Annotated in this window: 9 protein-coding genes, 1 riboswitch and 1 other annotated feature; all 9 genes read right to left on the bottom strand. The window is 54.0% G+C overall.

The genetic code is table 11. The features are described 5' to 3' along the window. Positions 1-12: 12 nt before the first annotated feature. The gene (locus tag SELR_RS04795; protein ID WP_014424074.1) at positions 13-981 is read right to left on the bottom strand and encodes an ABC transporter substrate-binding protein; all 969 of its coding nucleotides are present in this window, start codon (positions 979-981) and stop codon (positions 13-15) included. Positions 982-1,135: 154 nt separating this feature from the next. Further along, positions 1,136-1,314, bottom strand: a riboswitch (cobalamin riboswitch). A 52-nt stretch (positions 1,315-1,366) separates the two neighbouring features. Then, entirely contained in the window at positions 1,367-2,134 is a 768-nt protein-coding gene (cobS, locus tag SELR_RS04790; RefSeq protein ID WP_014424073.1) for an adenosylcobinamide-GDP ribazoletransferase, read from the bottom strand. Positions 2,135-2,178: 44 nt separating this feature from the next. Then, the gene (gene cbiB / locus SELR_RS04785) at positions 2,179-3,120 is read right to left on the bottom strand and encodes an adenosylcobinamide-phosphate synthase CbiB (protein WP_014424072.1); all 942 of its coding nucleotides are present in this window, start codon (positions 3,118-3,120) and stop codon (positions 2,179-2,181) included. Beyond that, positions 3,117-4,658, bottom strand: coding sequence for a cobyric acid synthase (locus tag SELR_RS04780; RefSeq protein WP_014424071.1), 1,542 nt, complete (start codon positions 4,656-4,658; stop codon positions 3,117-3,119). The genes cbiB and SELR_RS04780 overlap by 4 nt, the downstream gene beginning before the upstream one ends. Position 4,659: 1 nt before the next feature. Continuing rightward, positions 4,660-5,250, bottom strand: coding sequence for a bifunctional adenosylcobinamide kinase/adenosylcobinamide-phosphate guanylyltransferase (gene cobU, locus SELR_RS04775; RefSeq protein ID WP_014424070.1), 591 nt, complete (start codon positions 5,248-5,250; stop codon positions 4,660-4,662). 3 nt (positions 5,251-5,253) lie between these two features. After that, positions 5,254-5,889, bottom strand: a complete 636-nt coding sequence (locus SELR_RS04770) for a precorrin-8X methylmutase (protein WP_014424069.1) — start codon at positions 5,887-5,889, stop codon at positions 5,254-5,256. 151 nt (positions 5,890-6,040) lie between these two features. Further along, entirely contained in the window at positions 6,041-7,960 is a 1,920-nt protein-coding gene (gene thrS / locus SELR_RS04765) for a threonine--tRNA ligase (protein WP_014424068.1), read from the bottom strand. A gap of 42 nt (positions 7,961-8,002) precedes the next feature. Beyond that, positions 8,003-8,225: a binding site (T-box leader), on the bottom strand. Positions 8,226-8,287: 62 nt separating this feature from the next. Next, on the bottom strand, positions 8,288-11,380 hold the full coding sequence (locus SELR_RS04755; protein WP_014424066.1) for an efflux RND transporter permease subunit: 3,093 nt from the start codon (positions 11,378-11,380) through the stop codon (positions 8,288-8,290). Further along, positions 11,377-12,612, bottom strand: coding sequence for an efflux RND transporter periplasmic adaptor subunit (locus tag SELR_RS04750; RefSeq protein WP_014424065.1), 1,236 nt, complete (start codon positions 12,610-12,612; stop codon positions 11,377-11,379). Before SELR_RS04750 ends, SELR_RS04755 begins: the two co-directional genes overlap by 4 nt. Between the last annotated feature and the right edge of the window lie 8 nt (positions 12,613-12,620).

The raw sequence follows: 12,620 nt of genomic DNA, 5'->3' as shown, positions 1-12,620 counted from the left end.
AAAAATTCCCCCTTAATTCTCTACTGCCGTCAGGTGCTGCTGCGGTTCCAGCTTGAACTTATCGCCATAAACGCGATAAGCGATTTCCTGTACCGCAAAGACAAAATCCTGCGAACAGTTATATATATAACCCTCATCCGGTTCCAGCAGATTGCCCTGCTGAATGGCCTTCATATTCTGCAATGATTGGTCATTCATATATTCATTCCGGAAGCGGTCAATATCAAATTTTCCATGATTGTTATAGGTGGGCAGGAACAAGATATCGGGATTGATCTCCACAAGCTTTTCCTTGCTCATTTCCTCGCCGTTCTTGATGCCGGCAGCAGCCCGGCCATTGATCACACCGGCCAGCTGACAGGCTTCATCGAAGCAGCAGCCAGCACCGCCATAGCCCTTCATCAGGGAAATCAGCACCACGCTGCGCCGCTCGCTTTGCGGGATTTCCTGTACCTTGGCGGTGATTTCTGCCAGTTTCTCATCCATCTTCTGCAGCAGCACCTCGCCCCGCTGCGGTTCGCCTGCCGCCTGTGCCAGCAATTTGATGGTTTCCTTAACCTCCTGCAAACTGCGCGGTCCCTTGCACACAACTACGGGGATTCCCAGATCCCGCAAAGCTGCCACCCTGGACAAGTCACCCCAATCGGGAATGATCACCAGATCCGGCTGCAAAGCGGCAATCTCCTCCACGGACGGATAGCGGATTTTTGTTTCCACCTTCTTGCCCAGCTCCACCACATTGGAACTGGCCGGATCATCCAGCATGGCATTGACTGCCGCCATTCGCTCCGGTTCCACCAGTCCCAACATGACCTCGTCCGTGCTCATGGACATGGTCAGGATACGCTTAGGCTTGACCGGCATATTAACCTGGGTTCCCTGTGCATCGGTCACGGTATAGGCGGTTTGCTCTTTTGTATCCTGTGCTTCATTCTTACATCCGGTCAAGCAGATGAGCAGCAACAGACCGATTATAGCCAACTGCCAACCTCTAATTCTTCTTTGCAATATCTATCCCTCCGCAACCAATAAAAAAAGCTGTCCTCAAACATGAGGACAGCTGAAAACTGTACACTAATACTACTCAACAGCACAGAAAAACGGCAAATCCCCTCCCCATCCCTCGCAGGTAATAACGGTGATTGTCAATCAGGCAGTTCTCCTGGCTCCGGATCATTGCTCCTCTGCGCCTTCCCAGGTTTCCCCAGTGACTTGCCTTGTGCAGATTCGCTCCCCGCTACAGTGGCGTGACCGCGCCGGCCTTCAACCGGCTTTTCTATTGAGTCTTGCGACACCTGATCCCAATAATTCAATTATCAAAATATGTTTTTCATCATACCATTATGATTATTTATTGTCAATACAATCAACGCCACAAAATATGCAGGCCGCCGGGAATCCAGGAGGTCACCCAGAATACCAATAGCACTACGGTTTCCGTCAAGGTTTCGATGGCACCGTAGGTATCACCGGTCAAGCCGCCGAGTTTATGACTGAGCCATGTAGCCACCAGCCAGGCAAAGGCCAGACCAATGACCAACGCCGCAATGGCCGCCTGTCCCCAAGGGACAACGAAGACTAACGTGACAGTTGCCGCCAGCACCACGGTTTCCCTATCCGCCATCTCTGCAAAAACCTTGCCCATGCCCTCCTTACGGGCATAGGGGAAGAAGGCTATCGCCATGACCATGGCCATGCGGCCGATAATGGGCATAACAAAAAGCGCTGTCATAATCAGTACCAGCTTTACATCCCGCATGGCTGACCAGTTGACCAGCAGCAGGCAGGCCAACGCAATCACGCCGAAGGACCCCACCCGGCTGTCCTTCATGATTTCCAAGACTCTTTCCCGCTCCCGGCCCGAAAAGACACCATCCACAGTGTCCATAAAACCGTCCAGCATCAAGCCGCCCGTCAACAGGATGGGCAGGATTACCAGCAACGTGGTAACAAAATTTGCCCAGCCAAAGACCGCAATCAGGCACCAGGAGGCCAGCATATAGATAATGCCTAAGATAAGCCCCACCAAGGGAAAGAATTTCGTACTGCGGCCAAAGTCCTCAACCGTCAAATCCTGCTGCTCCTTCACATGAATCCGTGTCAGAAACTGCAGGGCGGTAATAAATGATCTCATGAACATCATCCTCCCTTGTGATTTTTATCACTGCTTTCCTAATATCATAACCCAAACATGGCGTAGCAGATAATGATAAACATCACAGTTGCAGTATACATCAGCCGGATGGCGCCCATGATATGCTTGATGCCCAATGTTTCCAGCGGTTCGCCCATATAGGCACGGAAATGCGGCTGCCCAAAGTAGGAATTATAGCCGCCCAGACGGACATGCAGAGCGCCGGCCACTGTAGCTTCGGCATAGCCGCCATTGGGGCTTGGATGTTTCTTCGCATCCCGCAGCATCATGCGGTAGGCAAATTTATAGTCGTAGCCCAGAATCCAGGCCGCAAAGATAAAAAGCACGCCTGTAATGCGGGCGGGGATATAATTCAGCACATCATCCAGCCGGGCCGCCGCCCGTCCGAAATAAAGATACTTGTCATTCTTATAGCCAATCATGGAGTCCATGGTATTGGCCGCCCGATAGGCCATGGCCAAAGGCACACCCCCCAGCACGAAGAAGAACAAGGGCGCGATGATACCATCGGTGGTATTTTCCGCAATGGTTTCCACGGTGGCCCGGGCGATTTCCGGCTCGTCCAGCTTGTCCGTGTCCCGCCCCACAATCCAGCCCACCTTGCGGCGGGCTTCCTTCATATCGCCAGCCAGCAGCAAACCGTAAAGTTCCTTGCCGGCCTTAGCCAGGCTTTTAGGGGATATGGCAAAGGAAAGCATGACGGCTCCCACCGCCGTGCTGCCCCAGCTCCAGGGAATCCGATACGACAGCAGCATAATGCCCTCGGCCACAGCATAAACCAGCCAAAGCACCACGAGTACCAGCACCGCCCCCCAGGCAAATTTCCGCGTATCCTTATCGGTTGGATGATAGAACAGCCGCTCCAGCAGGGAAATCAGCTTGCCCATCAGCACCACCGGATGCCATCCGCTTCTGGGATCGCCGATAATGCAATCCACCAAAAACGCCAGGATTCCTGTCATCATAGGCGCTCACCCATGATCTCGGCCAATTTCTCCATATCGAGGCTCGTGCGCACTACGCTGGCCAGCCGGTTATAGGCCCGCTCCTTTTCCTGCCGCACGCTGCGCTGGACAGGCAATGCTGCCAGACCCTTGCGTGCCCGCAGGGCATTGAGGACTTCCCGCCGAAAATCGTCCTGATCAAATATGCCATGGATATAGGTGCCAACCACCTGCCCCTGACCGTCAATCTGACAGGTCAAACCTTCGGCGATATTGACGCTTTCATTTGACCGGTCAATTATCGTAAAGGGATGTGAAGGCTGACCGTCAAATCTCGTTTCGCCTGTATGGATCTCATAGCCATAAAGCCCTTTGACTGCGATATCCCGGCCTAGGAAATCCAGCTGCACACAGTCAGCCTGTACCTGACTGGTCAATTTTTCCGCCGCAAAGGTGGTCTCCATGGGCAGATAGCCCATGCCCTGTACCTCGTCATTGGCCGATTCCGTATGCAAGGGATCGGCAATCTTCCGCCCCAGCATCTGATAGCCGCCACAGATACCCCAAAGGGGCGTGCCATCAGCCACCTGTTCACGGATAGCCGCCTCCAAGCCGCATTCCCGCAGATGGAGCAGATCCTCCGTGGTATTCTTGGAGCCAGGCAGAAGAATCAGATCAGGATGTCCCAGCTCTTCCGCCCGCTTCACATAGTACAGGGACACATCCGGCTCCGCTGCCAGACTGTCAAAATCCGTGAAATTGGAGATCTTCGGCGTCTGGATCACGGCAATATGCAGGTCAGCCTGGGGCTCATCCTGTTCTACCGCCTTATCATCAAGGGATACGGAATCCTCATCATCGATGCCCATATCCTCAATATGCGGCACGATTCCCAGCACAGGCTTGCCAGTCTTTTCTTCCAAAAAGTCAACGGCTGGTGTCAAAAGCGTCACATCGCCACGGAACTTGTTGATGATCAGCCCCTTGACCAAAGCCCGTTCATCTTCGTCCAACAGTTCCAAAGTGCCTACAAGGGAAGCCAAAGCGCCTCCACGGTCAATATCGGCAATCAATAGAACCGGTGCATTGAGGTGCTTGGCCACCCGCATATTGACGATATCATTGGCCTTGAGATTGACTTCAGCGGGACTGCCGGCACCTTCGATAACGAGGGTGTCAAACTCCTGCTGCAAACGTGCCAAAGCATCGGTAACTGCACCAAAGGCCTTCAAAGAATAGCCCTTATGATATTCCCGGGCACTCATATTGCCCACGGCCTTGCCGTTGATGATGACCTGGGAACAGCTGTTGCCTGTGGGCTTCAGCAGCACCGGATTCATATCCACCATAGGTTCCAAGCCAGCAGCTTCTGCCTGAGCCACCTGGGCCCGGCCCATTTCCTTGCCGTCTTTGGTCACATAGGAATTCAGCGCCATATTCTGGGCCTTGAAGGGCACTACCTTGCGCCCCTCCTGATGAAAAATCCGGCACAAAGCTGTGGTGATGATGCTTTTGCCCACATGGGAGCTGGTGCCCATCAGCATAATGGAATTTGCCATATTATCGATCCCCTTCCTGCGCCAGCAAGGCATTGATTTTTTTGAGATTGACGGGAATCCCCGCCAGCACGGCGTATACATCTTCCGCTGCCGCTGCGATCTTCTGATTGGCCAGCCCGCTGACATCACGGTAGAATCTGGCCAGCCTGTTTTCCGGCACGATGCCTGCGCCCACCTCGTTGGTCACAAAGATCGTGGTGACATCATGAAGCGCTGCCTTCTGCGCCGCCTGCAGCAGACGGTCAATCCGTACATTCATCTCCCCATAAGCCCCCTCTTCGGTCAATTCCTCAGCGGGAATAGCACAGAGCATATTGCTCAGATACAGCGTGATGCAGTCAAACAGGAGAACCTTGCAGCTGACAGCAGCTTCAACGATAGCCTGCTCTGCTGCAAAGGGGGCCTCAAAGGTCTGCCAGTTTTCCGGCCGCCGCTGCTGATGGAGTTTTACCCGGTAGCGCATCTCCTCATCATAGATCTGGGCCGTGGCAATATAGCCTACAGCTGCGCCAGACTCTGCCGCCAATCTTTCGGCAAAGGCGGATTTTCCCGAACGGGCTCCGCCGGTAACCAGAATGATTTTTCCTGCCATAGCTTAGCCCCGGTCGTTATTGATCAGATACATCATGGCGTTGACTGCAGCTGCCGCAATGGGGCTGCCGCCCTTGGTGCCTTCCACGGTGATATAGGGAACCGTCGTCTGTTTGGCCAGCTCCGCCTTGGAATCAGCAGCACCGACAAAGCCCACGGGAATGCCCACGATGCAGGCCGGACGCAAACCTTCTTCCTCCACCTGACGCAGCACTTCAAAGAGTGCCGTAGGCGCATTGCCGATGGCGATGATGGCTCCATTCATCTGCGCACCGAATTTGCGCATGGCGGCCATGGAGCGGGTAATGCCCTGTTCCTTGGCGGTCTTGGCGATTTCCTCATCGGCAATCAGGCAATGAACCTGCCCGCCGAAGGAAGCCAATTTGCGCTTGTTGATGCCCGTGCGCACCATTTCCACATCGGTGTAGATATCACAGCCACCTTTCAAAGCTTCCATAGCCTTATCGATGGCATCTGCCGACATCCTCGTGATGGGCGCATATTCCACATCCCCGGCCGCATGGATCAGGCGGGAATAGACCTTCACCTGTTCCGGCGTGAGGTTCAGTCCCTCCAGATGCGGAGCGATGATTTCCATACTGCGGTTCTCGATTTCCATTGGCTGCTTGATAAAATCCATAGCGTTCACCTCATTTTACATAAATGGTTAGATGGGCACAAATGACAAAAGGAGATAACTCTTTCCCCAGCTGGTTCATTCCAGACTCAAACAGAGTTACCCCCTTTGGTACTTTGCACCACTTCCCCCTAAAGGGGCAGCTTATTTTTAATTAGAATTCTTCGCTCTTGCTGGCGATCTTTTCCTGCACGTATTTAATGAAGTCGTCAACCTTCATGGTCTCGCTGTCCTTCACGCCACGTTTGCGGACGGCTGCCGTGCCGTCAGCCATTTCCTGATCACCCACAACCAGCGTGTACGGCGTCTTCTTGACCTGGCTCTCACGGATCTTGTAACCCGTCTTTTCATTGCGGTCATCCACCTCAACCCGGAGGCCCAGGTCGAACATCTTCTTCTTGAGCTCATAGGCGTAGTCAGCATGCTTGTCCGTAATCGGCAGGATGCGAACCTGTACCGGCGCCAGCCACGTCGGGAAAGCACCAGCGTAGTTTTCGATCAGGATGCCGATGAAGCGTTCGATGGAACCGTAAACCACGCGATGGAGCATGACCGGACGATGCTTTTCGCCGTCCTCACCTACATAAGTCAGGTCGAATTTCTCCGGCATCAGCATATCCAGCTGAATCGTGCCGCACTGCCAGGTACGGCCGATGGAATCGCGCAGATGGAAGTCGATCTTCGGGCCGTAGAAGGCACCGTCACCTTCGTTGATGACATATTTAAGGCCACGGTTTTCCAGAGCGTTGCGCAGGGCATTCGTAGCATTTTCCCAGATTTCATCAGACCCCATGGAGTCCTCCGGACGCGTGGACAGCTCAGCCGTATAAGTCAGGCCAAACGTGCTGTACACTTCATCAAAGAGGTCAATCGTATGCTGGATTTCCTCTTCAATCTGTGCCGGCGTGATGAAGAGATGGGCATCATCCTGGGTGAAGTTGCGGACGCGGAACAGACCGTGGAGGGCACCGGAGAGCTCATGACGATGAACCAGACCCAGCTCGCCCATGCGCAGGGGCAGGTCACGATAGCTGTGCTGATGGGATTTATACACCAGCATGCCGCCCGGGCAGTTCATGGGTTTTACCGCATAATCTTCACCATCGATTTCGGTGAAGTACATGTTTTCTTTGTAGTGATCCCAGTGACCGGAAGTCTCCCAGAGCTTGCGGTTCATGATCATCGGCGTCTTGATTTCCTGATAGCCGTAACGGCGGTGCACTTCGCGCCAGTAGTTGATGAGCTCGTTGCGTACAACCATGCCGTTCGGATGGAAGAACGGGAAGCCTGGGCCTTCTTCGTGGAGGCTGAAGAGGTCAAGTTCCTTGCCCAGCTTGCGGTGATCGCGCTTGGCAGCCTCTTCCAGCATATGCAGGTATTCGTCCAGATCGGCCTGCTTTTCAAAAGCCGTACCATAGATACGCTGCAGCATCTTGTTCTTCTCGCTGCCGCGCCAATAAGCACCGGCTACACTCTGGAGCTTCAGTGCCTTGACCTTGCCCGTGGATACCACATGGGGGCCGGCGCAGAGATCCGTGAATTCACCCTGGCTGTAAAGCGTGATCAGGGCATCTTCCGGCAGGTCATTGATGAGTTCCACCTTGTAAGTTTCGCCCATTTCCTCGAACATCTTGAGGGCATCGGCACGGCTGACCTCTTTGCGTTCCAGCTTGAGGTTTTCCTTGACGATCTTCTTCATTTCCTTTTCGATATCCTTGAGGTCAGCCTCGCCCAGCTGACGATCCATATCGATATCGTAGTAGAAGCCGTTGTCGATGGCTGGGCCGATAGCCAGCTTCACATTGTCTTCCTTATAAAGGCGCTTCACGGCCTGCGCGAGGATATGGGAAGCCGTGTGGCGCAGTGCCCAGCGACCATCTGCTTCTTCAAAAGTCAAAAATTCTACAGCACAATCCTTATCGAGAACCGTCGTGAGGTCTTTCGTCTCGCCATCAATCTTCGCAGCCAGCACTTTCTTGGCTAAGCTGTTGCTCACCTGTTTTACAAAATCCAGAACGCTCGTGCCCGCTTCCACTTCGCGAACAGAACCGTCTTTCATGGTAATCTTCAGCATGATATTCCCTCCTAAAATCTAACAAAAAAGCTCCGCCCCTAAGATAGGGACGAAGCTGCAACATCGTGGTTCCACCCTGATTGCCATAGGTACGCCTATGACCACTCAGCGCCTGTAACGATAGCGTAACCGTCTGTCCATACTAAAATTTCCGGACAGCAGCTCCAAAGTGGTAATAACAAACGCTGATTCAGGATACTCTCACCAAACATATCCCTCTCTTGGAACCGCCTTCTTGTCATCATGTCTTTGTCATTGCCTTTGACTGATGTGTCCATTATAGTTTTATCATCGCTTCTTGTCAAGGATAATTCTGCAAATATGTTCTTAATTTTCCACAGCACTCCGACGCCCTTCCCTGCCCTGATAAAAATACAGGAAGATGATCGGGATGACCAATAACGTGAACACCGTGGAGGTCAACAGACCGCCGATGATCACCCAGGCCATGGATACGCGGGTTTCCGCGCCGTCGGTCAGCGCCAGGGCCATGGGCATCATGCCCACCATCATGGTGATCGTGGTCATGAATATAGGCTTCAGGCGCACGCAGCCTGCTTCCACTATGGCCTCCAGTGCCGTATGCCCCCTGTCCATCAGCGTCAGGGTATAGTCGATCAGCAACGTACCATTCTTGGCCACAATACCATCCATGACCAGAATGCCGATCATGGAGTAAAGATTCAAGGTATTATGGGTCAAAAGCAGCAACAGCACCGAACCGATCAACCCCAACGGCAGGGAAAACATGCGGATGAAAGGTGTCAGCACCGACTCATAGAGCACGGCCAGCAACATATAGATCAACACCAACGCCAGGAACAGAGCGCTCAGGAGTTCACTGAAGGTTTCATTCATACGGCTGGCCTGTCCCTTGAACCGATAGGTGATGCCTTCGCCCAGATCAGCCTGCTGCAGCGCCTTATTGACATCCCGGATGACATCCCCCACGGGCCGATCCCGCAGGTTTGCCCCCAACTGGATGGAACGCTGCTTATCCACACGCTGGATACTGACAGGGCCCTGGCCATCCTTGATATCGGCCACATCGCCTAAATAGGCCAGCCTGCCATTGGCCCAGACAGGAACTCTGGCAACATCGGAGGCCTTATAAGCATCCGCATTCTTGAGCCGCACCTTGATGTTGGTATCCCGCCCGCCATTTAACGCATCATTTTTGAGTTCCCCAGCAGACAAACCGGAAATCGCTGAGGAAAAGGCCGTATCGATGTCTGCCAGACTGACCTGGAAGGCCTTGAGTTTCTCCCGGTTGACTGTCAGCTGCAGTTCCGGCATACCTTCCGTATAGGAACTGTTCACATCGCTGACACCCTTCACATCCCGGCGCAGGATTTTTTCCACCTTATCCGCTGCTGCCGTCAGCTCCTGCATATTGTTGCCCCGCAATTCCACCTGCAAGGCACCACCGCCGCCACGGCCGCCACCACCGCCGGAGATGCCTGCCACATTGGACTGGGTTTCCGTAACGCGGATATCCGCCGTCCTGATCTGCCGGGCAAACTTGCGTACCTCTGCGGTGATTTCCCAAATGGAACGGCTGCGGTCCCGGCGTCCCACAAGTTCCACCTTGATACGGCCTTCATTGGCGCTGGTCACACCGCCCGCCTGTGTCATATAGTATTTGACCTCAGGGATTTCCGCCAGTTTCTGCTCCAGCTGCAGGGCCACTTTATTGGTTTCCTCGGAGGACGAGCTGACCGGGCACTGGATATTGATGGTAAAGCTGGACTCATCCGTCTTGGGCATATATTCCGTCCCGATAGCTCCCAGGGGGATCAGACTCATAACGCCCACGAAGACGGCCAAGATCGTCAGCAACAATTTCTTTTTATGGTTCAGGCTCCAATAAAGGGTTTTGCGGTAAAGATCCACCGCCCTGTTTTCCAGCCGATCCATAAATTGCCACAAGGGATGGCTGCTCACCTGATAGCCATTCCTGAAAAAACGTGAAGCCAGCATCGGCGTCAAGGTGAAAGACACAAACAGGGAAAACGCCCCAGCAAACACGATGGTCAGGCCAAACTGACGGAAGAACTGGCCGGTCATGCCCTCCATAAAAGCAATGGGCATGAATACCGCCGCATCGCAGAGGGTGATGGCAACAGCCGCCATGCCGATTTCCATGCGCCCTTTTTCTGCCGCTTTCTTCGGTTCTGTCCCCTGCTTCAGATAGCGGATGATATTTTCCAGCACCACGATGCTGTCATCCACCAGAATGCCGACACATAAGGTCATGCCCATCAGCGACATCATATTGAAGGTAAAACCTGCCAGATACATGACAAAGAAGGTGGAAATCAGGGAGGTCGGTATGGCAATCATAGCGGCTGCCGTGGAGCGCCAGCCCCGCAGGAACAGGAATAGCACCAGCCCCGTGGTGATCAGGCCTTCCACCAGTGTGCCCAAGGTGTTATGCAGGGATGTTTCCACATAATCCGCATCGTTGGACACCTCGATGAACTGATAGTCCGGATAATCCCGGCGCAATTTTTCCACCGCTGCCTGGATGTTTTCCGCTGTTTCCACCACGTTGGCATCGCTGTTCTTATAGATCAGCACATTGATGGCCGCCTCGCCATTCAGCCGTCCATAGCGCTGCTGCCGGGCATCCTGCTCCCGCACGGTGGCCACAGCTGTCAGCGGGATCGATTCGCCGGCCGTGTTGGTGATATTGATCTTCTCAATATCAGCGGCCTGTTTATACTCGGCCACCACCCGTACATCCGCTTTGCTCTTTTCGGTATAGACAGGCCCCGAAGGCAGCAGCTGGTTTTCATTGCGGATGGCGCTGGCAATCTTTGGCAGTGTCAGCTTATAAGCCGCCAGTTTTTCCCGGTCAACCTCCACGGCCACTTCCTTGTCCCGGCCGCCATGAAGCTCGATTTCCGATACGCCGCCTGCCTGCTGCAATACGTCCTGGAAGACATTTTCCGTCATGGAATAGGTGTCCCCCAGGCTGTGCTGGCTCATGACCGCCAGTTCCATGATTGGCTTGGCATTGATATCCCGCTTGATGACCACCGGGGCATCGGCCTCATCCGGCAGCCTGTTCTTGATGGCCTCCACCTTTTTTGTAGCTTCAATGGCCGCCATATCCGCATCCGCATCGAAATTCAGTTCCATCATCACCCGGCCCCGCTCATAGCCGGCCACCGAGGTGATGGTCTTCACATTGGATACGGAGGAAACCGCATCTTCCACTGGTTTGATGATTTCCTGCTCCACCGATTCCGCACTAGCCCCAGGATATTTCACCGTCACCGTGACATAGGGTGTATTCAAGGCCGGCAGCAGTTCCACGCCGATACGGTAGTAGCTATAGAGTCCCAGCACCACGAAAAAGGCCACGATCATGGATATGCCCACAGGGCGCAGGATGGATAAACGGGTGATATTCATGCTTCCGTCACCTTGACTTTCATGCCATTCTGCAATTTATCCTGATTGCTTAAAATGACTTTTTCGCCTTCATTAAGACCTTCGATGATCTCTTCGCTCTCGTCATTCAGCAGGCCGATTTTCACAGGGCGCATTTCCACCTTGTCCTCTTCCACCAGCACAAAGACATACTGCGCCCCATTGCGGGTGACCACTGCCTCCTTCGGCACAAAGATTGTCTGGGGACGCTGCAGGATATCTACGGCCGTATGGGCAAAAAGGCCGGCCTTGACGCTGTCGTCAGCATCCTCCAGCGAAATCCGCACCTGATAGCTCTTGGCCCCGTCTTCCATCGCGGGGCTGACAAAAATGACCTTCCCGGCAAAATCCCGCCCCAACGCATCAATGGTGACATTTACCGGCATCCCCGTCTGCAGGATAGCCGCATCGTTTTCCGCAATGCTGCAGTCGATATTGATATGGCTGTTATCCACCAGGGTGAACACCTTGGTTCCCGCCGCAGCGATGGCCCCCACCTCGGCACTGCGATAGGCGATAACACCGCTGCGGGGCGCACGGAGAATCATATCCTCCCGCTGTTTTTTCAAGGCTTCCGTCGCATGTTCCTGTTTTTGTGCAGTCAGCTCCTTGGACTGGACCGCGGCCGCACCGCCATCGGCTACCTGATTAGCCAGCACCTCATAGGCGGCCCGGCTGGCGCTGAATTCCTGTTCCACGCTGTCCAGCGTATCCTGGGAAATCGCCCCGATGGAGAACAGATATTTCTGCCGTTCATATTTGGCCTTGGCCAGTTCATAGGCATTCTTCTTGCTGATGATATTGGCATTATAGGCAGCCGAGGCCTCCCGGGCATCAGCCCAGGCCGCACCGGCAGCCGCTGAATTCTGGGCAATGGAAATATCCAGATCCCCCAGATCCTGCACCATGAGCACCTGCCCTTCTTCCACCCGGTCGCCCAGCTCTGCATAGACCGCCGTGATGCGGCCGCCGTATTTCGGTGCCAGATTGATACTAGCATCGGCTACCGTCTGCCCCGACAGCACAATGTGGCGCTGCATGTCCTGCCGCACAACTTCCTGCACCTTCACTTCGGGGACATCGCGCCGCACTCGCGGCCCTGCTTCCTTGCCTGTTCCCATATAAAAATAAAACGCCGCTACCAGCAGTAATACACAAACACCGCCAGCCAACAGCATATTCTTTCTGGTCAGATTGGTAAATTTATGGCGCATCCTGTTTC

It is taken from the genome of Selenomonas ruminantium subsp. lactilytica TAM6421 (assembly GCF_000284095.1).
GTDB lineage: Bacteria > Bacillota > Negativicutes > Selenomonadales > Selenomonadaceae > Selenomonas_A > Selenomonas_A lactilytica.
This window is presented reverse-complemented; position numbering and strand designations above follow the sequence as displayed.

Bases quoted from the DNA above. Each gene is read 5' to 3' on its own strand.
- cobS (WP_014424073.1), bottom strand. From the start codon at position 2,134: ATGAGATCATTTATTACCGCCCTGCAGTTTCTGACACGGATTCATGTG.
- cbiB (WP_014424072.1), bottom strand. From the start codon at position 3,120: ATGATGACAGGAATCCTGGCGTTTTTGGTGGATTGCATTATCGGCGAT.
- SELR_RS04780 (WP_014424071.1), bottom strand. From the start codon at position 4,658: ATGGCAAATTCCATTATGCTGATGGGCACCAGCTCCCATGTGGGCAAA.
- cobU (WP_014424070.1), bottom strand. From the start codon at position 5,250: ATGGCAGGAAAAATCATTCTGGTTACCGGCGGAGCCCGTTCGGGAAAA.
- SELR_RS04770 (WP_014424069.1), bottom strand. From the start codon at position 5,889: ATGGATTTTATCAAGCAGCCAATGGAAATCGAGAACCGCAGTATGGAA.
- thrS (WP_014424068.1), bottom strand. From the start codon at position 7,960: ATGCTGAAGATTACCATGAAAGACGGTTCTGTTCGCGAAGTGGAAGCG.
- SELR_RS04755 (WP_014424066.1), bottom strand. From the start codon at position 11,380: ATGAATATCACCCGTTTATCCATCCTGCGCCCTGTGGGCATATCCATG.
- SELR_RS04750 (WP_014424065.1), bottom strand. From the start codon at position 12,612: ATGCGCCATAAATTTACCAATCTGACCAGAAAGAATATGCTGTTGGCT.